We start from the raw sequence: 26576 nt of genomic DNA on the forward strand, positions 1-26576 counted from the left end.
TGGGGATTAGAGCAGGCTTGCGGTCATGGCTTCAAGGGCCAAAAGTGGGGAAACATTCGTAGAAGTCAGTCGGCGGCGGACGGAATTGATGGCGTCCATGCGCACGAGCGTCGTTTCGGCGCGGCTGTCGGCAGCAAAGTCGTTGAGCACACCACGGAGGGATTCGTTGACGAGTTCCACGGCTGCCGCTGGGGCCTCGGCGCCGCCCCCTCCATTCTGAGCGCGTACCGCCAGCTGGACTACCAGCACGTCCCGGTAAAAGGAGAGCAGGTCTGTCAAAGCTCGATCCAACTGATCAGTCACGGAGCGCTTTGAGCGGCGTTTTTGGTCCTCTTCCAGTGCGCGAACCTGTGCGCGTATCGAAGCTGGCAGCGTTCCTGTTTCGGGAGCGCCCAGAGAGCGGAGCAAATTCGCCTTCTCAGCGATATCTCGGTCCTCGTTGGAGGAGGTGGCCTCGGCCTGTGCCAACTCTAAGAGAGAAGCCGCGGCGAGCACGGCGCCGGTCACGTTACGCAAGGTTAGCGGCAGCCGAACTATCCTCTCTCGGCGCTCTCGCGCTCCGACGTCGGAGGCAAGACGGCGGGCAATGCCGATGTGGCTCTGGGCTGCACGTGCCGCGTGTAGTGCCAGCCCGGGTTCGATCCCGTCGCGGTGCACCAACAAATCGGCTACATCTTGAACGGGTGGCACTCGCAATGTCAGCGTCCGGCAGCGTGAGCGGATGGTGACCAGCACGTCCGCAGGGCTCGGGGCACACAGGATCCAGATGGTGCGCGGCGGCGGCTCCTCGATCGCTTTGAGCAATACGTTGGTGGTCCGTTCAGCCATGCGGTCAGCGTCGCCGACGATCATGACGCGCCAGCGCGAGGACGACGGGCTGTCATGGGCCTTGCGGACTAATTCGCGGGCCTCATCAATGGTGATGGTGGTTTTTTCTGTGGCGATAAACCTCACGTCGGCATTGGTCCCGGACAGTGTTGTGTGGCAGGCCTTGCAAACGCCGCACCCTCGCTCGGCAAGCTCCTCTCGTTCGCAGACCAAAGCGGCGGCAAAAGCGATTGCGGCGTTGGAACGACCAGAACCCGGGGGTCCTGTCAATAACCAGGCGTGTGTGGGGTTGCCTGACTGGGCGGCGCGGCGCAGTTGCGTCACCACCGGCCCTTGGCCCGCCAGGTCAACCCAGACGCTCACGCAGACACTCCTCCGTCGCCCAGCAGGGCCAGCACGCGAGTGCGGATCGGAGCCGCAGCCTCCGAAATTGGTGTCCCGGCATCAAGCACCAAATAGCGCTCCGGACTAGCCTCGGCTAGGTCGAGGTAGGCGCGGCGAACTTGGGCGTGGAAGTGGTCTGGCTCGGATTCCAAACGGTCCTCTACTGCGTCTGTGGCCGTGCGACGGCTCCGGCCCGCTTCCGGGCTGACATCCAAAAGTACTGTCAGATCCGGCCAAAGACCGTCGGTGGCCCATTCGTTGAGTCGGCTGATTTTTTCGGTGCCCAAGTCCCTGCCCACACCCTGATAAGCGATCGAGGAATCTATGTAACGGTCGCTGATGACGACCTCGCCCCGGGCCACGGCCGGGGCAATGACCTGGGCCGCGTGAGCGGCCCGGGAGGCAGCATAGATCAGTGCCTCGCAGCGCGCGTCAATCTCGCCTTGGCCGTGATCGAGCACTAGAGAGCGCAGCTTTTCCCCCACGGGCGTCCCGCCCGGCTCACGGGTCCGCAAAACTGTGTGTCCGGCGTCGGCGAGGGCCTGGGCAAGCAAGGCAGCCTGAGTGGATTTCCCTCCGCCGTCGCCGCCCTCGAAGGCGATGAACAGGCCGGGTTTGGCAGCAAAATCAGAAGTCACACTCTAAGCCTACCGGCCATCGCTCTGTGTTCTTCTTCGTTGTCCACAACCTTGGCCAGGAACCCTGGGCGTGCCAGTTAGCCAGCTATTGTGATCACTTCTTTGGGAACATGTCTCAGGGAGTTGAAGGCAAGCAATGTCATAAATTTTTGGGCACCGTGATGTGGAGCACTAATCTGGAAGATATGAGCCACGAACCTTCCTCCCACCCCGAACAACTAAGCCCGGAGACAATCGCTGTTGCCGCGGGGCGGCCTGCGCGTGAACACGACGCTCCGGTCAACCCGCCCATAGTGCTCTCCTCCACCTATGTGGGAACCGGTGAGGTGGTTGACGGTGACAGGGCCTATGGAAGGTATTCCAACCCGACATGGGATCCGTTGGAGGACACTCTCTCTCAACTAGAAGGCGCCACGCTGCCGGGACTGGTTTTTGCGTCCGGGTTGGCCGCGGTTTCCGCCGCCCTCTCACTCATCCCGGTGGGCGGTGTGCTGGTCATGCCCAGGCACTCTTATCAGGGTGCTCTGGTTATGGCGCAGGAGCAAAGCGCGAAAGGCCTTTTCACCCTGCGCTGCGTTGATATTGCCAATACTGACGAAGTCATCGCCGCGCTGACGGGTTCGGGGGAGAAAGCCGCTGACATGTTGTGGCTGGAGAGCCCCACCAATCCCATGCTGGAGGTGGCTGATCTGCGCGTGCTGTGCCGCTCCGCCCAAGCCGTGGGCGCCGTCGTCGTCACAGATAACACGTTCTGCACTCCACTGGTGCAAAAACCATTGGAGCTTGGCAGTGACGTGGTGCTTCACTCGGTCACCAAGTATCTGGCCGGGCATTCGGACGTCATCTTGGGTGCGCTCATCACCTCGAACCCGGACCTGCGGCGAGCCCTCCATCACCACCGCTCCGTTCATGGTGCGATCGCCGGTCCGTTTGAAGCGTGGCTGGCGCTGCGCGGGCTGCGCACCTTGGCTCTGCGGGTGGAGCGAGCTGGGGAAAATGCTGTGGAATTGGCCCAGCGCCTTAATGTGCACGACGGCGTGGACCGGGTTTTGTTTCCGGGGCTTGAGTCCGATCCCGGGCATGAGCGCGCCAAGGCGCAGATGACGGGCTTCGGCGCCATTATTTGCATCGAAGTGGCGGGCGGGCAAGAGGCGGCCGACGCCCTCGTCAACGCTGTGCGGCTGTGGACTCCCGCCACCTCCTTGGGAGGTGTGGAATCGCTGATTGAACGACGCCGGCGTCACGCGAATGAGCCCGACACCGTGCCAGCAAACCTGCTGCGCCTTAGCGTGGGGGTGGAGAATGTGGAGGACCTGTGGAACGATCTTTCGCAAGCCCTTTCGACGGCGACAGCGCTGCGATAGGCCCGGCTCGTATTATCTGTAGACTCCACGCGTTAGGCTTACCACGTGAGAACTCTTTTGAACTATGTTGATTTCGCCATTTTGATGTCCTTGGGCGTCGTGGCGTTATGGGTACAAATTATGGCTCTGGCGGACTGTCTGCGGACCCCCGCGACGGACTTTACGCGCGTGTACAAAAGAAGTAAGTCTTTTTGGGGTGCACTGACAGGCGTAGGCGCCTTCTTTGGTTTCATCTATTTGATAGGCCCTCTCAGCACCACGTTGGCTGTCGGGTTTCCCGTCCCGCCAAGCCTCGGCATGGCGATGATCTTCAATTTGGCTGCCGTAACTATTGCCGGTGTCTACCTCTCCGACGTCAAACCGGCGCTGGCAGAAGTGCGTGGGCGCGGCAAAGGAAACCAAAGCCGCGGTCCGTCCTGGTAGAGCCCGTCCTGGCGAAAGTTCGCCACGGCGGATAGCGCACCCTGCACTCCACAGCCAGCTGCCTGAACTAGGTTTTCGGACCCGGATCTACGCCCGACCAGGCCACGCTCAACTCTCCCAAACGCCACCGTGAGCGTGAACGCACCACGGGCCAGCCGTCGTCGTACATCAGCTGGCACATGCGCAGCCAGCGCTGCCTGTTACCAAAGGCGGCAAGCGACGCCCCCGACAGCCAGTGTTTGTCCAGCGCCGCCAAAAAGTCGTTGATCTTTTCCCCGGGCACATTGTGGTGGATCAAAGCCTTGGGCAGCCTCTCGGCCACATTGCTTGGCAATTCGAAAGAGCCAAACCGCATGGAGATGGTCAACGACACCGGGCCGGAGGGATCCAAGGCAATCCAGGTGCTGCGGCGGCCAATCTCGTCGCACGTGCCGTCCACGAATATGCCGTGCGGAGAGAGCCGGGAGCAGACCGTTGCCCAGATGAGACGGACATCAGCCTCGTCATACTGACGCAACACGTTGAACGCACGGATCATTGTCACCTGACCCGCGACCGGAATTTCAAAACCGCCCACACGGAAGTCCAAACCCTCATGTTCTAAAGGTTTGGCGATCAGCACCCGCGCGGGCTCAATCTCAATACCGCTCACATGGGCTTCGGGGCAAACGGCATGGATGCGCGCGTAGAGTTCCACCGCGGTGGTGGGAGAGCCGCCGTATCCTAAATCCACTACCACCGGTGGCCTACCGGGCATCGAATCCCGGCGTAATCGCCACACTTGCGGGCCGGCCAGCCACCGGTCCACTCGCCGCAAACGGTTTGGGTTAGTCGTGCCGCGTGTGGCATTGCCGAACGGTTTGTTGCGCTGGCGCAGGGAACGGTTTACGGGGTCGGTGGAAGCGCTTTTGACTCGTTGCGCCCGTTGAACCACCTCACAATTCTAGGGCTCCGCAGGGATAGGACGTTGCGGCGGGCCGCAACAAGCCTGGCTAGCTGAAATGGTGGGTCCACGCTTCGTAGTATTTCTGGCCCTCGGAACACGGACCGGTAAGATGAAACCATGACTTATACGCTGATTTTGCTTCGCCATGGCCACAGTGAGTGGAACGCCAAGAACCTTTTCACCGGCTGGGTGGACGTTGATTTGAATGATCGGGGTCGCACCGAGGCCGTGCGTGGCGGCGAGCTGTTGGTTGAGAACCACATTCTCCCGGATGTCCTGTACACCTCACGTCTTAAGCGCGCCATCAATACTGCAAACCTGGCGTTGGAGGCAGCTGATCGTGGATGGATTGACGTCAAGCGCGACTGGCGGCTAAACGAACGCCACTACGGCGCACTGCAGGGCAAGGACAAGGCTCAAACGCTGGCGGAGTTCGGCGAAGAACAGTTCATGGAATGGCGTCGCAGCTACGACGTGGCACCACCGGCGCTTTCCGACGACAGCGAATTCTCTCAGGCTCATGACCCCCGGTATGCAGGTTTGGGGGAGGACCTCCCTCGAACCGAGTGCCTCAAAGATGTCCTGACCCGTCTGTTGCCCTACTGGGAATCGGACATCAAGGAAGACTTGAAGGCTGGAAAAACGGTTCTTGTGACAGCGCATGGCAACTCGCTACGCGCGCTGGTCAAGCACTTGGACGGCATCTCTGACGACGCCATCGCCGGCGTCAATATCCCCACGGGCATCCCTTTGGTCTACGAGCTCGACGAGAACTTCGCGCCCATTACCGTTGGTGGGAAATATTTGGATCCAGAAGCAGCTGCAGCATCCATCCAGGCCGTGGCGAACCAGGGCAAGAAGTAAAGCAGCACTTTGTAAGGCTCTGTCCGGGACTTTCCCCGGGCTCTGTTCGGGACTTTTCCCGGGCCGACGTGGCCGAGTCCGCAGAAAAAGGCGGTCGGTGAACTTTCTTTGAAAAAGTTCACCGACCGCCTTTGTCTTGCAGCCTTTGTGCTGTGCTTAGCCGGCTAGAAAGTCCTCGGGCTGCCACTCGCCGGTGACTAGATAGGAGACCTTGCGGGCCACAGATACTCCGTGGTCTCCGAAGCGTTCAAAATAGCGGCTGGCAAGTGTAACGTCCACGGTGGTGGCAGCCGTTTCTGCCCAGTCGGGGGCGGCCATGGCGGAGAAAACAGTTTTGTGGATCTTGTTGATGGCACCCTTGGCGGCGAGGATGTCGGTGACCAATTCCAGGTCACGGGAGTCCAAAAGCTCGGCAACCTTGGCGGCGATGAGAATATCCAGGCGGGCCAGTTCCGCGAACGTGTCCGTCAAGGACTGCGGAACCACTGGGTTCGGGAAGCGCAGCCTCGTCAGCTGGGAAATGTGACGGGCCAGATCTCCCATGCGTTCAAGCGAGGCACTCATCCGCAGTGCGCCAACGATCATGCGCAGATCGCTGGCCACGGGACCTTGTAGGGCTAGGACGTCGATGGCTCGCTCATCGAGGTCGTTTTGCAAAAAGTCAATGCGGGCGTCGGCGGCAATGACTTCTTCTGCCCCCTGCAAATCGACGCTTGCAAACGCTGCAGTGGACTTCTCAATGGCAACGCCGACCAGGGCGGAGATTTCAACGAGGCCTTCTCCGATTTGGTGAAGTTCGGCCTGAAAAACTTTGCGCACGCGTATTTCCTTTCATGGGACAGCCCAGCTCACAGGCCGGCTCGATCATCAACTAGACTGCCAGCCCAGGGTGAACAAGGGCACACCACCAAGTGAACGTTAGTTGAACGGCAAGCCAAGAGAGCACACTTTGAGGTAAACAGGGCACGTCTGCGCATAGGCTTGGGACGTGAACCCTTTGCTAAGCGGTGTTGTTGCCGGCCTGATCGGTCTGGCCTTAGGCGTATTTGGCATGCTTGCCTTTAGCGCCAGCGAACGGTCCCGTCGGCGGACAGTAGACGTCCGTGAACCCGGACTCCCTGATGGGTCAGCAGAGGTACTCTCCGTGGTCGGTAAAGCTTTCATCGTCATTGACGTTGTGGATGGGGTGGTGCGTGCCAGCCCTGGTGCATACGCCTACGGGCTGGTCAGAGGCCATACGGTAGTGCATCGTGAACTCTTGGAGTTGGCGCACCGGGTGCGCCGTGATGGCGTCATTGAAGAACGGAGCCTGATCTTGCCCCGCGTGGTCCTCCCAGTAACAGCCCCTGAGGCCGCCGGCGCAGATTCGTCTGCGGGGAGTCCCACTTCCGCTTTTGGGGCCATGCCCTTTCAGGGCTCGCTCGTCATCTCGGTCCGGGTGGCACCGCTCTCGGAGGACTACATCTTGCTGCTGGCCGAGGACCGCACTGAGATAGCGCGCACTGAAGCCGTGCGCAACGACTTCGTGGCGAATGTCTCTCACGAGCTCAAGACTCCCGTGGGTGCCATTTCCCTGCTGGCCGAGGCCTTGGAGTCTTCTCCGGATGATGAAGTAACGGTGCGCCGCTTCGCCAAGCGCATGATCACTGAATCGGCCCGTCTGGCAGCCCTCGTCCAGGACATCATCGAGCTCTCACGCCTCCAGAGCAAGGACGTGGCAGTAGCAGGGGAAGCCGTGGATATGAACGCCGTCGTCGCCGAAGCTGTTGAGAGAACGCGCCTGCCCGCCCACAGCAAGAACATCACTTTAGCTGTTGGTCCGCACCGAGAGGGCCAAGTCCATGGTGATGCCGCGCAGTTGGTGACGGCGCTGCGGAATTTGATCGATAACGCGGTGCGCTATTCCCCGGAGAACACCGCGGTGGGAATCGGCTTGTCGGTGGCAGATGGCGTGGTTTCCGTGAGTGTTTCAGATCAAGGCGATGGCTTGAGTCCGGAGGACCAAGACCGGGTGTTTGAGCGGTTCTACCGCGTGGATGCAGCGCGTTCGCGCCACACCGGCGGCACAGGCTTGGGGCTGAGCATCGTCAAACACATCGTGGGAAACCATGGTGGTGAAGTCACATTGTGGTCGGCGCCGAAAACAGGCTCCACGTTCACCATCCGCCTACCCCAATTTTTACTTCCCGAGGACGACGACGGCCGGAGCGTTCTGGCTAATCGTCACCATGACTGACCCACACGCGAGAAACCAAGGAGAATTACTAGCTTGAGCAGAATCTTGATTGTTGAGGACGAGGACTCCATCAGTGACCCGTTGTCATTCCTGTTATCCAAGGAAGGCTACGAAGTAGAGGTCGTTGACAATGGTTTGGACGCACTGGTTGCCTTTGAACGCAGTGGCGCGGATCTGGTGCTTCTAGACCTGCAGTTGCCCGGAATGAGCGGAACGGAGGTGTGTAAGCACCTGCGGCAGCGTTCGAGCGTGCCGATCATCATGCTCACGGCCAAGGATTCCGAGATCGATAAAGTTGTGGGACTAGAACTTGGTGCCGACGACTATGTCACTAAGCCTTATTCATCCCGCGAGCTGATCGCCCGTATCCGGGCCGTGTTACGTCGTCTTGCGGAGCCAGAGGAACTGCTGAGCACGACAGTGCATGCCGGCCCTGTCCGTTTGGACGTGGAGCGCCATGTGGTGACTGTGCATGGCGAAAGCACGTCATTCCCACTCAAGGAGTTCGAGCTGCTGGAAATGCTGCTGCGCAATGCCGGCCGGGTGTTGACGCGCGGGCAGTTGATCGATCGGGTGTGGGGTTCGGATTATGTGGGGGATACCAAGACCCTGGACGTGCACGTCAAACGTATCCGGAGCAAGATTGAGCCCGATCCGGCCGCACCCAGGTACGTGGTGACGGTCCGGGGGCTTGGTTACAAGTTCGAGCCGTAACGACTGGGCCGACAAGAGCTGAGCCGCACCTTAGGCAACTATTCAATATTTTGTGTATACAGAAAATAATGTATTCTCAAGGTGTGGAAACTATAACTCATTCGACGGTCCTTGGACGCTTCGGACATGCCCTCTCGGATCCTAAGCGGGCGCGAATTCTCCTAACGCTGCGCGATTCCCCCGCCTATCCCTCCGATCTGGCGCAGACCCTGGGGATCAGCCGGCAAAGCCTCTCCAACAATTTGGCCTGTCTTCGCGGCTGCGGGCTGGTGGTGGCGGTTCCGGAGGGACGGCGGACTCGATACGAGCTGGCGGATGCGAAGATCGGCCATGCGTTGGCGGACCTTTTAGCAGTCGTGCTCACTGTTGACCCGGAATACTGTGCTGACGCAGAAGTGGAAGGTTGCTGCTGATGGCCACCACAAATCTGCCAGGACTCACAGCCCCAACGGCTGATCGGCGGCGTGTTTTGAACCGCAGGATCAGACTATTCGTCGCCGCCACCATCACCTACAACGTTATTGAAGCCGTCATAGGCCTCTCATCAGGAATCGGCGCATCCTCCAGCGCACTCATCGGCTTTGGTTTGGACTCCATCGTAGAAGTCTCCTCCGCTGCCGCGCTGGCATGGCAATTCAGTGCCCGTGATCCTGAAGCCCGCGAGCAAAAAGCGCTGCGCATCATCGCCTTCTCCTTTTTTGGTTTAGCAGCCTTTGTTTCCGCTGATGCTCTGAGCTCCTTGATAACGGGCAGAGAAGCAGAACACTCCAACGTAGGCATCGTTCTGGCTGCGGTCAGCCTGATTATTATGCCGGTGCTGTCCTGGGCGCAGCGCCGGGTTGGTCGGGAGCTTGGCTCGAAGTCAGCAGTTGCAGATTCGAAGCAGACCTTGCTGTGTACCTATCTTTCGGCAGTACTTTTGGTAGGCCTACTTTTGAACAGTGTGCTGGGATGGTCGTGGGCCGATCCGATTGCTGCACTTGTGATCGCAGGCGTTGCGATTAAGGAAGGCCGCTCCGCTTGGCGAGGAGATACGTGCTGTACACCGTTGCCACAAGGCGACGGTGCGCAGACGGAAGCCGTAGATGACTGCTGCTCTGAGAATCACACAATCCAGGTTGCAAGCGTTCAAGGCGGCGAATGTTCCTGCTGCACTCCTGATGCCTAAGCGACGCAACAGTGCTAGTTGTCCCGCGCTGACGAGAAACATGACGTGCGGCTATGGAAATAGCGAGGGACCAGGCTCAACATCACGTTGAGCCTGGTCCCTCTGAGCGCCTGAACTACGCGCCTGAACAGCGGCTGTACTGCGGCGTCTTGTTTACGGCGCCTGTTTTGGGGTGCCTGTATTAGCTGGCTGCGGCAGTTGCCGTCGGGGTGGGCATTGCTGATGGGCTCGGCATGGCCGTCGGGACTAGGTTCTTGTATTCTTTCAACGTTCCGTCAAGGACGGGAACGTTGAGCGTGCCGGTTTCGGTGGCTCCGGCTGACTGGCGCAGTTCAATGGTCTCAAGAGCACCAGGGGCGGCCTTGACGGTACTGAGGATTGCTTTATCGCTCTTGCCGTTGAGCACTAGAGGGACGCCCGGCTCAATCGAGACTTCGGTCTGGGATCCCTGCGCGCCACTGATGGTTAGTGTGATCGGGGCAGTGGACGTGTTGTAAAAAGTGCCCAAAACGCGTCCGGGACCTCCAGCCTCACCGGAAATGATGAGCACATTGCGCAGTTCAAGGTGACCCATATCCATGCGAACTCCATCCGATGCGGAATACACAACGGTGGTGGACTGCGGGTTGATGGCACTGCAACCGGTAAAGGCCATGGCACCGATGCCGATAGCGGCAATCAGGCTTAAGCGCTGTACTCGTTTGGCTCCGGGGGTGCCGGCAGCGGTTCTCACGTCAGTAACTCCTCATGGAAAAGGTCCAAAATATCTGCCACCAGCTTATCTGCAATTGCGCCGAATACCCGCTTTTGGGCCTATTTGGGCGTATCGGCGACTCTCGAGGGCGCACTATGGAACGCCCGACTGCACTTCGCGAACGTTTAGTCAAGGGTTGCAAAAATCTCCAGCGCTTGGATCAATTGCGCGCTGAGCATATCTGCATGCGGTCCTGACCTGCGGAAACTCAAGGGAGTAGGCTCGCGGACGTGGTAAACTAGGGGCATTGGAAAGGGAGAATCCACATGCTTTTTGAGGTCGGCGAGACAGTAGTTTACCCACACCACGGCGCGGCAAAGATTGAAGAGATCAAACTGCGCACCGTCCGGGGTGAAGAGAAGATGTATCTCAAACTTAAGGTTGCCCAAGGAGACCTGACAATTGAGGTTCCTGCTGAAAACGTGGACCTTGTAGGGGTTCGCGATGTTGTAGGTAAAGAAGGTTTGGAGCACGTTTTTGAAGTGCTGCGGGCTGAATTCACCGAAGAACCCACCAACTGGTCCCGCCGGTACAAGGCTAACTTGGAAAAGTTGGCTTCCGGAGACGTCATTCGGGTTGCGGAAGTTGTTCGCGACCTGTGGCGCCGTGATCACGATCGCGGGTTGTCGGCAGGCGAGAAGCGCATGTTGGCCAAAGCTCGTCAGATCCTGATTTCCGAGCTTGCCCTAGCGGAAAAGACTGACGAGGAAAAAGCTGCAGAGGTCTTGGACGAGGTCCTAGCTTCATAGTTTTGGACAACGGCTTTTGCGCAACTGCTCCGGCTTCTGTGAGCGGATTGAAATAGGTTACTTAAGGGAACCCCGGCACCCGTGGTGCCGGGGTTCCTTGCGTCCCCGCACCAAAGCCTTGCGTCCCGGCGCTAATGTGGAGTTATGACTGAGGTTCCAAGCGCCAAGTGCGCGGTAGTGATTGTGGCAGCCGGATCCGGCCAACGCCTGGGGCAGGGGGTGCCTAAGGCGAGGGTTCTACTCGGCGGGGAGCCCATGCTGGTGCATACCGTCCGGGGAGTGGTCAGATCCGGGATCGCCTCGCAAATTTGCATCGCCGTCCCCGCAGAAGATGCGGCAATGGAGCAAATCTGTACCAAGTTGGTGGGTGAATTCGGGTCGAAGACTGATCTGCAATGGTCCATCGTTGCCGGAGGTGCCGACCGAGCAGAGTCCGTGCGGGCGGCACTGTCAGTTCTGGCATCGGACATCACCACGGTGCTGATCCACGACGCCGCCCGGCCCCTCACGCCGGCCGGAGTCTTTGATCGCGTGAGCCATGCCCTGCGCGACGGCGCCAAGGCAGTCATCCCGGCTCTCGCCGTCGTCGATACCATCAAGACTGTGGTTCCCGCTGGGCTTCCCGGCACGGGCGCGGGAGTGGAAAAGGTCTCCGGGACTCCTGCGCGTAGCCGTCTCCGGGCTATCCAGACACCGCAGGGATTTGATGTTGACACGTTGCGTCGCGCTCACGAGCATGCCCAGTCCCTCGACGCCGCGTCCGCCGCGCTGATCACGGATGACGCGATGTTGGTGGAGGCGCTGGGCGAGGACGTTTACGTGGTCCAAGGCTCCACGCACAGCTTGAAGGTGACTACGCCTACGGATCTGCTGCTGGCCGAGGCTATGCTCGCTGGTCCGTTGCGCCCGCGCTGGATTGAGGGTTGAGTATGCAAGCTCATTCCGCGCCCCTTCCCCGCACGGGTATCGGGATTGACACCCACGCTTTCGCCCCGGAATCCTCCGACGGCGCCGCGCAGGTCCCGCTGTGGTTGGCGGGTTTGCTGTGGGAAGGGGAACGCGGACTCTCGGGACATTCCGACGGGGATGCCGTGGCTCATGCGGCCGCTGATGCGCTGTTTTCTGCGGCTGGAGTTGGTGATCTCGGAACTCATTTCGGTACTGACCGGCCCGAATGGAAGGGGGCCAGTGGAGTGCGCCTGCTCTCGGAGGCGGCCCGCATTGTCAGGGCTGCCGGGTTTGAGATCGGCAACGTTGCAGTGCAATTTGTGGGCAACCGACCCAAATTTAGTCCGCGTCGAGCCGAAGCAGAAGCTGTCCTGAGCGCCGCAGCCGGTGCGCCCGTGTCCGTGAGCGCGACGACGTCGGACGGGCTGGGATTTCCTGGCCGAGGTGAAGGCATCACGGCCATGGCCACGGCCCTCGTCGTCGCGGTGAACCCCTAGGCGGTAAGTAACTGCCCCGCACAACCAGGCATCTGCTCGGCAAGCAGCCGCTGGAAAGGATAACGTAGAGCCGTGACCCTGCGCTTTTATGATTCCGCCACTGCTTCCGTCCGTGATTTCACCCCACTTGTGGAGGGGAAAGCTTCCCTGTACTACTGCGGTGCCACGGTCCAAGGCGAGCCGCACATCGGACACGTCCGCTCCGCTTTGGCCTTTGACCAGCTGAGCCGTTGGCTCCAGAGCTCGGGCTTGGACGTCACGGTGGTCCGTAACGTGACGGACATTGACGACAAAATTCTGCTCAAGGCCGCGGAAAATAACGAACCTTGGTGGGCGCTGGCGTACCGTTTTGAGCAAGCTTTTGCCACCGCGTATGAGTCCTTGGGCATCATGAAGCCCACCTATGAGCCGCGCGCCACGGGCCACATCCCCGAGATGCACGCGCTGATCGCCCGTCTCATTGAGCGCGGCCACGCCTATCCAGCGCGTGACGAATCCGGCGATGTCTATTTCGATGTTCGTTCCTGGAAACAATATGGGTCACTGACACATCAGAGAATTGATGACATGCAGGCCGCGCCCGACGCCGACCCACGGGGCAAGCGCGATCCCCGCGACTTTGCGCTGTGGAAGGGGCACAAGGAGGGTGAGCCGGAAACTGCGCAGTGGACTTCCCCGTGGGGTGCCGGCCGTCCCGGATGGCATTTGGAGTGCTCGGCAATGGTCACCAAGTACCTCGGCGCCGCCTTTGACATTCACGGTGGTGGACTTGATCTGCGCTTTCCACACCATGAAAATGAGATGGCACAGTCGCAGGCCGCGGGTGATGCATTTGCGAACTTTTGGATGCACAACGGCATGGTCACTTATCAGGGTGAAAAGATGTCAAAGTCCATCGGTAACACCATCAACCCGCGGGAAATGTTGGAGGTGGCGCGCCCCCTAGTGGTTCGCTATTACTTGGGCCAAGCTCATTACCGTTCGGTGTTGGATTACCGCCCGGGCTCGCTCACGGAGGCTGCTGCCGCCGTCGAACGCATCGAGACGTTCCTGCACGCTGCCATCGCGAAACTTTTTCCCGGAGGTGATTGGGGCGTGGTAGCCAATATTCCCAGCGCGTTTAGGGACGCAATGGATGAGGACCTCAATGTTCCCGCGGCTCTGGCCGTCCTGCACGAAACAGTGCGGGCCGGCAATACTGCTTTGGCTGCCAAAGACGATTCCGCGACCTTGATGGCGTTCCAAGCGGTGGTGGGAATGAGCCAAGCTTTGGGCATCAACCCCCTCGATGAGCGCTGGACCCGGAGCGGGACTGCCGGTGCGGAAACGGCGGCCTTGGACGTTTTGGTCAACGCGCAGCTTCTGGCCCGTGCGCAGGCTCGCACAGAAAAGAACTGGGCCGAGTCGGACCGGATCAGGGACGTCTTGGCGGCGGCCGGAGTGGAAATTGCCGATTCCGCTGATGGTTCCACCTGGTCCCTAAAGAGCTAGCCGCCCCCAACGCTCGGTTACTTTAGGGCGTGTTTTGCCCAACGCTCGGTTACCACTTGCGGGAGCGTTGGGCAAAACTGCCCCTAAAGTAACCGAGCGTCGGAACGTGGGGTGGATGCTCCGCGCCTGCTCGTGAGACTGCGCACTTTCCGCGCCACGTATCAGCATTTTGGCGTCGAGGCCGTAAGCTAATAGCTACGGGTTTGCAATCCCCGTCCTCCCGCGCGCCCAAAGGCGTTAACGGAGCCATTTTTTGTAACGACCATCGGGGCCATGACAACACAGGGCGCCGCACCAATCGTAAGGGTTTTTCCATGGCCAACAGTTCCCGCTCCGGCGCAGTCCGCAAGCTCAAGAAGGGTCCCGTCAAGGGCACAGGCGGGCTGGGTCGCAAGGCACTAGAAGGCAAGGGCCCCACACCGAAGGCAGACGAGCGCACCTACCACAAGGCCTATAAGAGCAAGGAACTTGCTGAGCGTTCCGCGGCCAAACACGGCACGACCAAGAGCGCTCCGACCAAGCGTCGCAGCAGTGGACCAAAGGGCCGCGCCACGGAAGAACTCGTGACAGGGCGCAACTCCGTGGTCGAGGCTCTCCGCGCGGAGATCCCAGCAAAGGCGCTCTACGTTGCTGTGCGCGTGGACATGGATGAGCGGGTGCGCGAATCGATCAAGCTCGCCAACGAACGCGGCATCCCGTTGCTGGAAGCCCACAAGCCAGAATTGGACCGCCTCACCGAGGATGCCGTCCATCAGGGCCTCGTCTTGCAGATCCCTCCGTATGAGTACGAAGACGCCGTAGACATGGCCACGGAAATCATGGAGAAGTGGAAGAAGGGGCACATCAACAACGCCCCGCTAATCGTCGCGTTGGATGGCATCACAGATCCGCGTAACTTAGGTGCCATCATCCGCAGCGTGTCCGCTTTCTCGGGCCACGCCGTCGTCATTCCTGAGCGCCGCAGTGCCGGTGTCACGGCCTCTGCCTGGAAGACCAGTGCTGGGGCCGCCGTGCGCGTACCCGTTGCGAAGGCCCCCAACTTGAATCGTGCCATTGGCGCTTTCCAGAAGATGGGCTACTTTGTGTTGGGGCTCGACGGCGACGGTGACGTTTCGCTGCCCGATCTGGGCCTGGCTAAGGACCCGATCTGCTTGGTGGTCGGTTCTGAGGGCAAGGGACTTTCGCGTCTGGTGCGCGAGAACTGCGATCAGATCGTCTCGATCCCTATCAACTCAGCCATGGAGTCCTTGAACGCATCCATGGCCGTCGGTATCAGCCTGTATGAGGTATCTAAACAGCGTTCCGCCCAGGTCTAATATGCCCGTAACCGTAGTTGAAGCAGTCGGAACCCTGGGAATCTCGCTTTCGCGTGGGTTCCCTTTGGGCATTAGCATGCTGCCCGAATCCCAAGGGCCCGATGCCGTCAACGTGGCTGTTTATGCGCCGGAACGCCGTCAGGTGGTGTTATGTCACCGGATGCCGGGTGGTCCATGGAAAGCTGTGTTGCTTTCGGACATCACGGATGGCGTGCACCATGGGCTTGTTACAGAGATCCCGGTGGGAAGCCATTACGGTTTTTACACAGATGCTGCTGGCGAGAACAAGGACCTGGAGAAAATTGACCCGGAAACGGTGCAGCTACTTCTTGACCCTTACGGGCGCTACATTGACGAGTACGTAGAATCCGACGGCACTACGAAGTATGTCTCTGTGCGTATGGGTACATATTTTGATTGGAGCGACGTCCGCCGTCCGGAAACGTCACGGCGTAACACCGTCTACTACGAGGCCCATGTGCGCGGGCAGAGCATGCTTCATCCGGGCATCCCGGAGGAAATTCGTGGCAGTTACGCCGGAATGGCCCATCCGGTGATGATCAAGCACTTATTGGATTTGGGTGTGACGGCCGTACAGCTGCTGCCCATCCACTTCCACATTGATGAGCCCCATCTGCACGGGACGGGGATGGTCAACTACTGGGGCTATAACACGCTCGGATTCTTTGCTCCGCACGTGAAATATGCCAGCGCGCAGGCTCGCGAGGGTGGCCCTGAGGCCGTTCAAGCCGAGTTGAAGGGCATGGTGAAATTACTGCACCAAGCCGGGATTGAAGTGATCCTGGACGTGGTCTTTAACCACACGGCAGAGGGTGGCCAGGGTGGCCCGGCGCTGAGTTGGCGTGGCCTGGCGGAAGAGCAGTACTACCGCATGAACGACGCCGGCTACGTGGACACCACCGGTTGCGGGAATAGTTTGAACTTTGGCAACCCTCAGGTCATCAAAATGACCATGGATTCGCTGCGGTATTGGGTGGAAGAATTCCACATTGACGGTTTCCGCTTTGATTTGGCGGTGTCCCTGGCACGCGATGGTCTCCACGAGTTCAACAGTCAGCACCCATTCCTCTTGGCGGCCGCGACCGATGGCGTGCTGGCTTCGACCAAGCTGATTGCTGAGCCGTGGGATCTGGGCAATGACGGTTGGCAGACCGGCAACTTTCCGACCGGCTGGTCTGACTGGAACGATTCCTTCCGCGACACCGTCCGGGAGGTGTGGCTGACGGATCGGGCTGCTACCTTTGACGGTCACCATCAGGGGAGCCTGGATAAGTTTGGGGATGCTCTGGGCGGCTCCGCTAACCTTTTTGCCCGCTCTGGCCGCACCGCCATGTCAGCGGTGAATCTTGTGAGCGCTCATGACGGCTTCACTCTGGCTGACCTCACCGCTTTCAACGAGAAGCACAATGAGGACAATCAGGAGGGCAACCGGGACGGACACGATTACAACCGCAGTTGGAATCACGGCGTGGAGGGCATCACGGATGACCCCATGATTCTTGCCCAACGTAGCCGGACTGCCCGGAACATGATGGCCACCCTGTTGTTGGCACAGGGCGTGCCCATGATCACGGCAGGCGACGAACTTGGCCGCAGCCAGGGCGGAAACAACAACGGCTACTGCCAGGACAACGAGATCACATGGCTGGAGTGGTCCTTTGACGAGGATTCCAAAACCATGTTCGCCGCCACGCAGCGGCTACTGGCGATCCGCAAGGACTTCTTGGCCGGTCAACCCAGTAGTTTTCCGGCCAGCGGCAGCGAGGCGTTCATCCACTGGTTCGGTGCTGATGGCCTGCCCATGACGCCGGAACGTTGGACCAATCCGCACGAACGTGTCCTGACTATGTTGGTGGGTTCTTCGCAGGGACTCTTGGATGGCTTAATCGTTTTCAACACCGGCATCACGGATGAGGACGTGATCCTTCCGGCGAACCCGCGCTTTGCCGAGGACACCGGCGCAGGGCCCTGTGACTACCGGCTCCGTATCACCACGGCTGCACCAACCATGGATGACGACGGCGAACCCACCTTCCGCTTGCCTCGCAGCACGCCGCGCATCCCACCGGGTGAGAGCGTGCGCCTGGAAGCGAATACGGTCATGATTTTCAGTAATGACCGTAACGACTGCGCGGAGCCCGCGGGCACTTAACGCTGGCGCAAAACCCGTGGACAGTTTTGCGCGGGGTGCACTATGCGCAAAACTCGTCGCTAGTTCTGCGCCAGCGAGGACAGCTACGCCGTGGCGATAAGTCCCAACTCCGCCGAATTAGCCAAGGATGGGTGCCGGGGGAGCACCTGCACGCCATAACCAAAGCAGCCGGAGCGGTCAATCACCAAGTCTGCGGCGAACTGGTACCGGCCATCGCCTAGTTCGGTCACCGAATCCAGTGCCAATGTTCGGGTGTCAGTGAGCTCGTCCGTTTCCGCAGCGGTGCCGTAGGAGACTACGACGCCGACGTCCTCCGGGGATAGGCCAGCTAAGTTGACGTTGGCGCGGACTTGGAGCGTCTCCCCGATCTGTGGATCATCGGAGAGCCCGTGGGACTCCACGTGATCCACGTGCACTCCATGCCACAGCTGGCGTAGGTGCGCAATCCAGGCGGCAAACGTCCGGGTGCCAGCGTAGTCGTCGGCCGCCGCAGCCCGCCCGGCCTCAGCAGCTGGCTGGTATAGACGCTGAACGTACTCCGCCACCATGCGTTCAGCCGACACGGCCGGGCCCAGATTCGCCAGCGTGTGCTTGATCATGGAAATCCAATGGGACGGGACGCCACTGTTCGGCTGGGATGGCCCGGCAGCACCGGCACTCGTGGAGGCAACGTCGCCGTAAAAACGTGGTGCAACCTGATTTTCCAAGAGTTCATACAGTGCCGCGGACTCTTGATCGTCCCGCTCCTCGTCACTTGTGCCCTGGTTCGCGGTGGGGATCGACCAGCCATTTTCGCCGTCGTACAGTTCATCCCACCAACCATCCATGACGGAGAGATTCAAGGAGCCGTTGATGGCAGCTTTCATGCCGGAAGTGCCGCACGCTTCCAGCGGACGCAGCGGATTATTCAGCCACACATCGCAGCCTGGGAACAGTGTGCGGGCCATCGCGATGTCGTAGTTGGGCAAGAAAACGATTCGGTGACGGACGGCCGGATCGTCGGTGAACTGGACCAAATCCTGGATCATCTTCTTCCCGGCGTCGTCTGCAGGATGGGATTTTCCGGCGATAACAAGCTGAATCGGGTGGTCCGGGTGCAGCAGCAGAGCCTTGAGCCGGGCGGGATCGCGCAGCATCAGCGTCAGGCGCTTATACGTGGGAACACGGCGGGCGAAACCGATGGTGAGGACATCTGGGTCCAGCACGGAATCCGTCCAGGCCAGTTGGGCGTCAGCGGCGCCGCGCTTCTTCCAGGAGGAGCGCAGACGACGCCGGGCATCTTCCACCAGTGCCGAGCGCAGACGACGGCGCAGGGCCCAGACATCTTCGTCACTCACCTCATAGACCTTGGACCAGTCGGGGCCGTCGAGGACATCGGCGCCAAACTTTTCCCGGGCAAGTTCGGCCAGTTGCGGATCCACCCAGGTGGGTACGTGGACGCCGTTTGTTACAGACGTGATGGGGATGTCCTCGTGGTCAAAACCCTGCCAAAGCCCGGAGAACATTTCTCGTGAGACCACTCCGTGAAGCTTAGCTACACCGTTGGCCCGTTGGGCCAGACGCAATCCCATGACGGCCATGTTGAACATGGCAGGGTCGCCGCCGTCGTAATTCTCTGCACCTAGGGCCAGGATGTCCTGTACCGGAACGCCGGGAGCCAGCTCGCCGGCGAAGAAGTGTTCCACCATGCTGCGCGGAAAACGGTCGATCCCAGCTGGTACGGGTGTGTGGGTGGTGAAGACCGTCGATGCCCGACCGGCGGCTAGAGCCTCGTCCCACGTGAGGGGATTGGCCGTCAGTGCGGGGTCCATGAGTTCACGGATACGTTCGATCCCCAAGAACCCGGCGTGGCCCTCATTGGTGTGGAAGACTTCCGGCGCGGCAGTCGCGGTCAGACGGGCGTGAACTCGGAGCGCCTTGACCCCGCCCATGCCCAGCAGAAGTTCCTGGGTGAGCCGGTGATCGCCACCACCGCCGTAAAGCCGGTCAGTCACTCCACGGGCGGCGTCGTCGTTCTGCGCAACGTTGGAATCGAGGAGCAGCAGGGGCACCCGGCCCACATCAGCGCGCCAAATATGGGCCAGCAAAACGCGGCCGTCAGGGAGGGGCAAAGAGATTGTGACGGGAGTGCCGTCTTCCTCGCGCAGGAGCGTCAGCGGCAGGGAATCAGGATCCAGCAGCGGATAACTTTCTTGTTGCCACGCATCCCGGGAAAGCGATTGCTTGAAGTAGCCCGCCTGGTAAAGGAGGCCGACGCCGATTAGCGGGACACCCAGATCGGACGCTGATTTCAGGTGATCGCCGGCCAGAATGCCTAGGCCGCCGGAATATTGGGGGAGGACTTCGGTGATACCAAATTCGGGAGAGAAGTAGGCAATAGTTCGCGGAGCACCTTCGCCCAGTGTCTGGTACCAGCGGGGCTTATCCAGATAATCATCCAAATTCTGCTCGGCTGCGAAGACGCGAGCCACCACGTCAGAGTCAGCGGCTAAGGCCTGTAATTTTTCGCGAGAGACGGCTGCCAGCATGGCGAGGGGATCTTGACGGACCTCCTGCCAAAGGACGGGATCCAATGACTCGAACAGCTTGCGGGTTGGCAAATGCCAGGACCAGCGCAAGTTCGTGGCGAGCCGGGTGAGACCGGCAATCTCCTGCGGAACTACGGTGCGGACTGTGAATCTACGGATTGCCTTCATGCCGGTCACCTTAGCGTATGAATCTTTCCGCACTGTGGCGCAAAGACATATTCGTGCCTTCACTACGTAAAGAAAGTGGATGCGGCACGGAATTGCTTCATGGGGTTCAAGGAAATAGCAGATATTCTCGCAGGCCTTAGCAATATGGCGGTGGAGTCGCTAACGTCTAGTTTGTGACTACCTCGAAGCCAGCACGCAAAGAACAAGCCGCAGCAAGAGCGCGGTCCACCCCGGTAGAGCCCGCTGGGGGTCCCGCTGCCCCGGCACCGATGCCGCCCACAGTGGGTCCCGCTGCCCCTGCAACGATGCCGCCCGCAGCGCCGCCGGCACCGATGCCGCCCGCACCGATGCCACCCGCACCGATGCCACCCGCACCGATGCCGCCCGCAACTTTTCCGGGCACCGGCCTCCGTTTTGGCCGCATCCCCGTCACTAATGTCCAACCAGTCATTGAGGACGGCGCTTTTCCCGCGAAGGCCGTTCGTGGCGCTGGTATTTTTGTCACCGCCGTGGTGTTCCGTGAAGGGCACGACGCTGTCGGTGCAACGGCCGTCTTGTTTGACCCCAGCGGGACAGAGGTGGAGAGGACACCCTTGCGACCTTTGGGTAAGGGCAGCGACGCTTGGGGTGGAGTGCTGACCCCCAGCACTGTCGGCGCGTGGTCCTTCACGGTGGAGGGCTGGAGCGACCCTTACGCCACCTGGGCACACAACGCACAGGTGAAAATCAATGCCGGCGTGGATGTTGACGTCATGTTGGCTGAAGGCTCGCAGTTGTTGGACAAGGCCGCCAAATCAGCTCCGCAGCAAGTAGATGCGAAAATCTTCAAACATGCCGCCAAGGCACTCGCGGACACTTTCGCGAACGTCAATGACCGCCTTGCTGCTGGTACGGGGGCATTGGTGCGCGGCGCAGTGGCACGTTTCCCTTTACGTGATTTCGTCACCAGTAGCCCGCACTACCCGCTGCAGGTGGAGCGGGATGCCGCCGGACGCGGCGCCTGGTATGAGTTTTTCCCACGCTCCGAGGGTGCCAAGCGTGACCCCGTCACGGGAGAGTGGAGTAGCGGAACCTTGGCGACGGCGGCCCAGCGTCTGCCAGCCGTGGCGGCCATGGGCTTTGACGTTATTTACTTACCGCCAATCCACCCGATCGGCACCTTGAACCGTAAGGGAGCTAACAACACTTTGACGCCGGGGCCTGGTGATCCCGGCTCGCCGTGGGCCATTGGCTCGGCCGACGGCGGACATGACGCGATCCACCCAGATCTGGGCACCTTTGCCGATTTTGACGCTTTCGTGGCGGCTGCTGATGAGTTGAAACTGGAAGTGGCGCTGGATTTGGCGTTGCAGTGCGCACCCGATCACCCGTGGGCCACCGCTCACCCCGAGTGGTTTACCACCCGGGTGGATGGAACTATTGCGTACGCGGAAAATCCGCCAAAGAAATATCAGGATATTTATCCGCTGAATTTCGACAACGATCCCGCAGGGCTCAGCGCAGAAATTTTACGGATTGTGCGTTTGTGGATTAGTCACGGGGTAAAAATATTCCGTGTGGATAACCCGCACACCAAACCGGTCTGGTTCTGGGAGTGGCTCATTGGCACCGTCAATGAACACAATCCTGAAGTCGTGTTTTTGGCCGAAGCGTTCACGCGTCCGGCCATGATGGCGGCATTGGGACGGGCCGGATTTCAGCAGTCGTACAGCTATTTCACGTGGCGGAACACCAAGGAAGAACTCGAAGAGTACCTTCACCATGTCAGCCGGAAATCGGCGGCATATTTCCGGCCTAACTTTTTCGTCAATACCCCGGATATTCTCACCGAATTTTTGCAGTATGGTGGTCCAGCCGCGTTCAAGATCCGTGCCATTTTGGCTGCCATGGGCAGCCCGCTTTGGGGCATGTATGCCGGTTATGAACTGTATGAGCACGTGGCCCGTCCCGGTTCAGAAGAAAACATCAACAACGAAAAATATGAGTATAAGGATCGTGACTTTGCTGCGGCCGAGGTAGCTGGAAAGTCGTTGGCACCCTTCATTACCGTTTTGAACAGAATTCGTCGTGCACATCCGGCCCTGTTGGACCTGGAAAATTTGACCCTGCACGAAAGCTCCGACGAGGCCACGCTGGTGTTTAGCAAACATAAAAACATTGCGGCCACGGCAACTGCCCCTGCGCGCAAGGACACCATCATCGTGGTCATCAACGTCGATCCGCACAGCATGCGGGAGGGGCAAGTTGTCTTGGACTTGGACGCTCTTGAACTCGATGGGCTTTCCCCGGACGGAACTTTCAAGGTGGATGAGCTGATCACGGGTGCCACCTGGAACTGGGGCAAGAAAAATTACTTCCGCTTGGACGCACACCTTGAACCGGCGCATATTTTGCACGTGCGGCGCTAATCATGGAGTCCCCGGCGGATGATTCTCAACTAAGAGCCCTGCTCGCCTCGTGGTTGCCGGCTCAGCGCTGGTATCCGTTTAAGGACGCGGGTGCCGATGTTCCTGTGCACATCAGGGGTAGCTTGGCGTTAGCCACTGCGGCGGCGGATCGATATTTTGCGGTGTATTTCGTGGACATTGTGCCGGTGTCTTCCCGCGACGGTCAGGGTTTGCCGGTTGATACTGACACGTACGACGCCGGGGCCGCCGTGACGCTGCAGGTTCCGTTGGGCTTTGCCATCCGCGAGCCGGGGCAAGTCAAGGAATCTGCACTGTTGGGACGACTTGCTGGCGGCGGGACTAATGAAACGTCTACGACGAAGGATATTTGGGTTTATGACGCTCTAGCTGATCCAGCATTCATGCCCGCGTGGGTGGGAGTGATCGGTGGCGCTGCTGAACACACGGGTCTTCAGAGTTGGCGCTCCGACGCGCTCTTTGCTGGGCGGCCTTCAGATGTTACATCCCTTGTTGCCGGAGTGCAGCTGCTTACGGCTGAGCAGTCCAATAGCTCGGTCGTGTTTGAACTGGCTGGTGAGTCTTTGATCGCCAAGTTTTTTCGGGTTTTGCAAGCTGGCGTGCACCCGGAAGTGGAGATTGGTCAGGCATTGGCCCAGTCCGACTCCGCCTTTGCACCCAAGCTTGCTGCCGCCGTGTGGGCTTTCGTCCCAGGTTCGGAGCTGGGCGCGGAAACGAGCACGTTGGGAGTCATCCATTCCTTCATCGCCAACGGGCGCAGTGGTTGGGCAAGTGCGTTGGAAGCGGCCGGGGCCGGTATGGACTTTACGGCAGAGGCCCGTGCCATCGGCGTTGGGTTGGCTCAAGTGCACACCAACTTGAGCAATTCGCTGGGTTCTTCCCCTTGCGAAGGCGAGGCAGCGGCTACCTTTGTGGACGCGATTGCCGCCCGGCTGAGGTGGGCCTGGGGACTGGCCGCAGCCGCCGTCGGAGGTTACGAGTCCGAGTTCGAAGATGTTGTAGCACGGTTGAGCCACATTAAGAACGTGCCCGATTTACAACGAATTCACGGGGACTTACACCTGGGCCAGCTGATTCATGTGGACCAGGCTGGAAGCAACAACTGGTACTTCCTGGACTTTGAGGGCGAGCCGTTGCGTCCCTTGATTACGCGTGGCAAACCAGACGTGCCATTGCGTGACGTCGTCGGGATGTTGCGTTCTTTTGGCTACGCGGGGGCACAAGCATTCAACAAGGGGAAACTGACCGGGGAAGCCGCTGCGGCGTGGGAACAAGCGTGCTGCGCGGCCTTCCTCCACGGGTATCAGGAAGGTCGGCCGGAGGGAATCGATACGGATTCGGCTCTTTTCATGGCATTGTGGCTGGACAAGGCTCTTTACGAAGTGGTTTATGAAATGCAAAACCGGCCCGATTGGGTTGGGGTTCCGGTGCAGGCTGTACGGGGCATGTTCGAATCAAGGGAAAGTGGTGCCGGTATGGGACGCAAACAGACGGAGCCTCTGGCAGTTGATGCCGGAGTTTTGGCCAGCGTCTCGGCAGGATGCTACTACGCGCCGCATTCGGTGCTGGGCGCACACCTAGACGACCAAGGATCTCTCACCGTGCGCACCTTGCAGCACTTGGCCACGTCGGTGACCGTTATCAGCGATGCTGGGCGATTCCCCATGGACCACGAGCACGGTGGCATTTGGGTCGCCGTCGTACCGGTGGATGAGCCGGGGCACGTTCCGGATTACCGGCTGGAAGTGCACTATGCGGATGGTCCGCACATGGTGGATGACCCCTACCGCTACCTGCCAACCGTGGGTGAGCTGGATCTGCACCTGATGGCGGAGGGACGCCATGAGGGTCTTTGGACGGTGCTGGGAGCCCATGTTCGCCGCTATCACTCCAGCCTGGGCGAGGTCTCCGGTGTCAGCTTCGCCGTCTGGGCCCCCGGCGTTCGCGTAGTGCGGGTCATCGGTGAGTTCAACAGCTGGGACGGGCGTTCTCACGCTATGCGGAGCCTGGGCACCAGCGGAATATGGGAACTGTTCATCCCTGATGTTCTGGTGGGCACCCGCTACAAGTTTGAAATTCTCACAGAGCACGGACAGTGGCTGCAAAAAGCTGATCCAATGGCTTATGGGACCGAAATTCCCCCGTTGACGGCGTCGCGAGTAGTCGAATCGAGCTATGCATTCCAGGATTCGGAGTGGATGCAGGCCCGGGCGGACCGGGATCCGCACAATTCTCCGATGAGCATTTACGAGCTCCACTTAGGCTCATGGCGGCAGGGCCTTTCCTACCGGGACTTGGCGAGCGCACTGGTGGAGTACGTCACCTGGCTGGGGTTCACACACGTTGAATTGATGCCGGTATCCGAGCACCCCTTTGGTGGCTCATGGGGCTACCAAGTGACGTCCTATTTTGCTCCCACTTCCCGTTTTGGGCACCCCGATGAGTTCCGTTTCCTGGTCGATTCACTCCACCAGGCCGGGATCGGAGTCATCATGGATTGGGTCCCTGCGCACTTCCCTAAGGACGAATGGGCCCTCGCCAAGTTCAATGGCGAGGCTCAATACGAACACCCGGATCCGCATCTAGGCGAACATCCGGATTGGGGAACGCTGATCTTTGACTTCGGCCGCAACGAAGTCCGGAATTTCTTGGTCGCCAATGCCCTGTACTGGCTGGAAGAATTCCACATCGACGGTTTGCGTGTGGATGCCGTCGCCTCCATGCTCTATTTGGACTACTCGCGTGAAGAAGGGCAGTGGAGCCCTAATCGCTTTGGTGGACGTGAAAACTTGGAGGCCATTACGTTCCTGCAGGAAATGAACGCCACCGCATACCGGCGTAACCCCGGAGTGGTCACCATTGCCGAAGAGTCGACGGCGTTTCCCGGGGTTACAGCGCCCACAAGTGCCGGTGGACTTGGCTTTGGCATCAAATGGAATATGGGCTGGATGCATGACTCCTTGGCGTACATGGCTGAGGACCCGGTCAACAGGGGGTGGCATCACAGCCAAATCACGTTCTCGCTGGTCTACGCTTTCACCGAGAACTTTCTGCTCCCCATCAGTCACGATGAAGTGGTCCACGGCAAGGGTTCGCTGCTGCGTAAAATGCCGGGGGACCGTTGGCAACAATTGGCGAACCTCCGGGCTTACTTGGCATTCCAGTGGGCTCATCCGGGCAAGCAATTGATCTTCATGGGCACGGAATTTGGTCAAGAAGCTGAGTGGAGTGAGGTGCACGGTCTTGACTGGTGGCTCACGGAGAACCCGCCACACCGTGGAGTTCAGTTGCTTGTGAAGGAACTGAATCAGGTCTACTCTGACACTCCGGCGCTTTCCGAGCAGGACAACACCCCTGACGGGTTCACCTGGATCAATGGTGGGGATACCGCCCACAACATCATCTCCTTCATCCGTTGGGATAAGAGCGGCAGTCCACTGGTGTGCGTTATCAACTTCTCCGGGGTTGCCTATGAAGGTTTCCGAATCGGTCTTCCCCAAGCGGGGGAGTGGGAAGAAGCCCTGAATACGGACCATTCAGACTTTGGTGGCTCCAACGTCCGCAACTGCGGGGCGCTCACCGCCCAATCCACGGACTGGGATGGCCAGAAGTTCTCGGCGGAACTCAGAATTCCGCCTCTGGGTGCACTCTATTTGCGGCCGGTAAAGAGCTAAATTCCCGGCCCCTAGGAAGCCCGGAGGGGGGATGCCTGCTGACCCCCTTCCTCGGCTTGTCTTTCGAGGCTTGCTGGTGCTAGAGTAAGTACCCCGCCGGACGAACAGTTCGGTAGGGCACCAGACCACTACTTCAGCCTATGAAAAATAGGTTTGATGATATGTGTTCAATTCACTTCAAGAAATTGATGTGGAATTGAAAATAGGTCTGAATATCGGATTTGACTTCTTGGAAGTTTATCGGGTAAGTTTGTTAGGTTGCTCCGGCGCTGATCGTCTTGTGTGAA

The 26576-nt window shown here is 59.7% G+C and carries 22 protein-coding genes; 15 read left to right on the top strand and 7 right to left on the bottom strand.

The annotated features are described in order from the left end of the window. Positions 1-6: 6 nt before the first annotated feature. A complete protein-coding gene (locus LOH53_RS05220; protein WP_230066670.1) occupies positions 7-1191 on the bottom strand; it encodes a DNA polymerase III subunit delta' in 1185 nt (394 codons plus the stop codon). Continuing rightward, positions 1188-1850: a dTMP kinase gene (tmk, locus tag LOH53_RS05225; protein WP_230066671.1), complete on the bottom strand. Its 663-nt coding sequence runs from the start codon at positions 1848-1850 to the stop codon at positions 1188-1190. Before tmk ends, LOH53_RS05220 begins: the two co-directional genes overlap by 4 nt. 185 nt (positions 1851-2035) lie before the next feature. Here tmk and LOH53_RS05230 point away from each other — a divergent pair, with 185 nt between their 5' ends. After that, a complete protein-coding gene (locus tag LOH53_RS05230; RefSeq protein ID WP_230066672.1) occupies positions 2036-3214 on the top strand; it encodes a trans-sulfuration enzyme family protein in 1179 nt (392 codons plus the stop codon). Between the two features lie 45 nt (positions 3215-3259). Next, on the top strand, positions 3260-3637 hold the full coding sequence (locus LOH53_RS05235; RefSeq protein ID WP_230066673.1) for a DUF2516 family protein: 378 nt from the start codon (positions 3260-3262) through the stop codon (positions 3635-3637). Between the two features lie 67 nt (positions 3638-3704). Here LOH53_RS05235 and LOH53_RS05240 read toward each other — a convergent pair whose 3' ends face one another. Next, positions 3705-4571: a class I SAM-dependent methyltransferase gene (locus tag LOH53_RS05240; RefSeq protein WP_230066674.1), complete on the bottom strand. Its 867-nt coding sequence runs from the start codon at positions 4569-4571 to the stop codon at positions 3705-3707. Between the two features lie 129 nt (positions 4572-4700). On the opposite strand from LOH53_RS05240, the gene LOH53_RS05245 reads away from it, so the two are divergent. Next, positions 4701-5447, top strand: a complete 747-nt coding sequence (locus LOH53_RS05245; protein ID WP_230066675.1) for a phosphoglyceromutase — start codon at positions 4701-4703, stop codon at positions 5445-5447. Between the two features lie 156 nt (positions 5448-5603). Here LOH53_RS05245 and phoU read toward each other — a convergent pair whose 3' ends face one another. Next, entirely contained in the window at positions 5604-6266 is a 663-nt protein-coding gene (gene phoU / locus LOH53_RS05250) for a phosphate signaling complex protein PhoU (RefSeq protein ID WP_230066676.1), read from the bottom strand. Between the two features lie 178 nt (positions 6267-6444). On the opposite strand from phoU, the gene LOH53_RS05255 reads away from it, so the two are divergent. The 4 genes from LOH53_RS05255 to LOH53_RS05270 all read left to right on the top strand — a co-directional run bounded on the left by LOH53_RS05255 (position 6445) and on the right by LOH53_RS05270 (position 9565). Further along, positions 6445-7683, top strand: coding sequence for a sensor histidine kinase (locus LOH53_RS05255; protein ID WP_230066697.1), 1239 nt, complete (start codon positions 6445-6447; stop codon positions 7681-7683). A 33-nt stretch (positions 7684-7716) separates the two neighbouring features. Further along, a complete protein-coding gene (locus tag LOH53_RS05260) occupies positions 7717-8397 on the top strand; it encodes a response regulator transcription factor (protein ID WP_230066677.1) in 681 nt (226 codons plus the stop codon). Positions 8398-8480: 83 nt separating this feature from the next. Next, the gene (locus LOH53_RS05265) at positions 8481-8810 is read left to right on the top strand and encodes an ArsR/SmtB family transcription factor (protein ID WP_326832742.1); all 330 of its coding nucleotides are present in this window, start codon (positions 8481-8483) and stop codon (positions 8808-8810) included. Beyond that, positions 8810-9565, top strand: a complete 756-nt coding sequence (locus LOH53_RS05270) for a cation diffusion facilitator family transporter (protein ID WP_230066679.1) — start codon at positions 8810-8812, stop codon at positions 9563-9565. Before LOH53_RS05265 ends, LOH53_RS05270 begins: the two co-directional genes overlap by 1 nt. A gap of 181 nt (positions 9566-9746) precedes the next feature. Here the strand turns inward: LOH53_RS05270 and LOH53_RS05275 are convergent, their stop codons facing one another. Continuing rightward, entirely contained in the window at positions 9747-10298 is a 552-nt protein-coding gene (locus tag LOH53_RS05275; RefSeq protein WP_230066680.1) for a hypothetical protein, read from the bottom strand. 287 nt (positions 10299-10585) lie between these two features. Here LOH53_RS05275 and LOH53_RS05280 point away from each other — a divergent pair, with 287 nt between their 5' ends. From LOH53_RS05280 to glgX, 6 genes are all read left to right on the top strand, one after another. Then, the gene (locus LOH53_RS05280; RefSeq protein WP_230066681.1) at positions 10586-11068 is read left to right on the top strand and encodes a CarD family transcriptional regulator; all 483 of its coding nucleotides are present in this window, start codon (positions 10586-10588) and stop codon (positions 11066-11068) included. 144 nt (positions 11069-11212) lie between these two features. Continuing rightward, a complete protein-coding gene (ispD, locus tag LOH53_RS05285; RefSeq protein WP_230066682.1) occupies positions 11213-11995 on the top strand; it encodes a 2-C-methyl-D-erythritol 4-phosphate cytidylyltransferase in 783 nt (260 codons plus the stop codon). A gap of 2 nt (positions 11996-11997) precedes the next feature. After that, complete coding sequence (gene ispF, locus LOH53_RS05290) at positions 11998-12513, top strand: 2-C-methyl-D-erythritol 2,4-cyclodiphosphate synthase (protein WP_230066683.1); 516 nt, start codon at positions 11998-12000, stop codon at positions 12511-12513. 72 nt (positions 12514-12585) lie between these two features. Further along, positions 12586-14004 carry a cysteine--tRNA ligase gene (gene cysS / locus LOH53_RS05295; RefSeq protein ID WP_230066684.1) on the top strand — a complete coding sequence of 473 codons (1419 nt, stop codon included), beginning with the start codon at positions 12586-12588 and terminating at the stop codon, positions 14002-14004. 314 nt (positions 14005-14318) lie between these two features. Continuing rightward, positions 14319-15320: a 23S rRNA (guanosine(2251)-2'-O)-methyltransferase RlmB gene (rlmB, locus tag LOH53_RS05300; RefSeq protein WP_230066685.1), complete on the top strand. Its 1002-nt coding sequence runs from the start codon at positions 14319-14321 to the stop codon at positions 15318-15320. A gap of 1 nt (position 15321) precedes the next feature. Next, the gene (gene glgX / locus LOH53_RS05305; RefSeq protein ID WP_230066686.1) at positions 15322-17493 is read left to right on the top strand and encodes a glycogen debranching protein GlgX; all 2172 of its coding nucleotides are present in this window, start codon (positions 15322-15324) and stop codon (positions 17491-17493) included. A gap of 83 nt (positions 17494-17576) precedes the next feature. Here glgX and glgP read toward each other — a convergent pair whose 3' ends face one another. Further along, entirely contained in the window at positions 17577-20189 is a 2613-nt protein-coding gene (gene glgP / locus LOH53_RS05310) for an alpha-glucan family phosphorylase (RefSeq protein WP_230066687.1), read from the bottom strand. Positions 20190-20355: 166 nt separating this feature from the next. Next, positions 20356-20592 (bottom strand): hypothetical protein, encoded by a 237-nt coding sequence (locus tag LOH53_RS05315; protein WP_230066688.1) that lies wholly within the window; start codon positions 20590-20592, stop codon positions 20356-20358. On the opposite strand from LOH53_RS05315, the gene LOH53_RS05320 reads away from it, so the two are divergent. Together LOH53_RS05320 and glgB are read left to right on the top strand one after the other, a co-directional pair. Then, positions 20567-22597, top strand: a complete 2031-nt coding sequence (locus tag LOH53_RS05320; protein WP_230066689.1) for an alpha-1,4-glucan--maltose-1-phosphate maltosyltransferase — start codon at positions 20567-20569, stop codon at positions 22595-22597. The genes LOH53_RS05315 and LOH53_RS05320 overlap by 26 nt on opposite strands. 2 nt (positions 22598-22599) lie before the next feature. Continuing rightward, positions 22600-26289, top strand: a complete 3690-nt coding sequence (gene glgB / locus LOH53_RS05325) for a 1,4-alpha-glucan branching protein GlgB (protein WP_230066690.1) — start codon at positions 22600-22602, stop codon at positions 26287-26289. The last annotated feature ends 287 nt before the right edge of the window (positions 26290-26576 follow it).

Origin of the sequence: Arthrobacter cryoconiti (assembly GCF_020905375.1) — a bacterium.
Taxonomy (GTDB): domain Bacteria; phylum Actinomycetota; class Actinomycetes; order Actinomycetales; family Micrococcaceae; genus Specibacter; species Specibacter cryoconiti.

Excerpts from the sequence above, each read along its gene's own strand:
- LOH53_RS05230 (WP_230066672.1), top strand. The coding sequence starts at position 2,036 with ATGAGCCACGAACCTTCCTCCCACCCCGAACAACTAAGCCCGGAGACA.
- rlmB (WP_230066685.1), top strand. The coding sequence starts at position 14,319 with ATGGCCAACAGTTCCCGCTCCGGCGCAGTCCGCAAGCTCAAGAAGGGT.
- glgX (WP_230066686.1), top strand. The coding sequence starts at position 15,322 with ATGCCCGTAACCGTAGTTGAAGCAGTCGGAACCCTGGGAATCTCGCTT.
- LOH53_RS05245 (WP_230066675.1), top strand. The coding sequence starts at position 4,701 with ATGACTTATACGCTGATTTTGCTTCGCCATGGCCACAGTGAGTGGAAC.
- glgB (WP_230066690.1), top strand. The coding sequence starts at position 22,600 with ATGGAGTCCCCGGCGGATGATTCTCAACTAAGAGCCCTGCTCGCCTCG.
- ispF (WP_230066683.1), top strand. The coding sequence starts at position 11,998 with ATGCAAGCTCATTCCGCGCCCCTTCCCCGCACGGGTATCGGGATTGAC.
- LOH53_RS05270 (WP_230066679.1), top strand. The coding sequence starts at position 8,810 with ATGGCCACCACAAATCTGCCAGGACTCACAGCCCCAACGGCTGATCGG.
- LOH53_RS05320 (WP_230066689.1), top strand. The coding sequence starts at position 20,567 with ATGCCGCCCGCAACTTTTCCGGGCACCGGCCTCCGTTTTGGCCGCATC.
- LOH53_RS05280 (WP_230066681.1), top strand. The coding sequence starts at position 10,586 with ATGCTTTTTGAGGTCGGCGAGACAGTAGTTTACCCACACCACGGCGCG.
- glgP (WP_230066687.1), bottom strand. The coding sequence starts at position 20,189 with ATGAAGGCAATCCGTAGATTCACAGTCCGCACCGTAGTTCCGCAGGAG.
- ispD (WP_230066682.1), top strand. The coding sequence starts at position 11,213 with ATGACTGAGGTTCCAAGCGCCAAGTGCGCGGTAGTGATTGTGGCAGCC.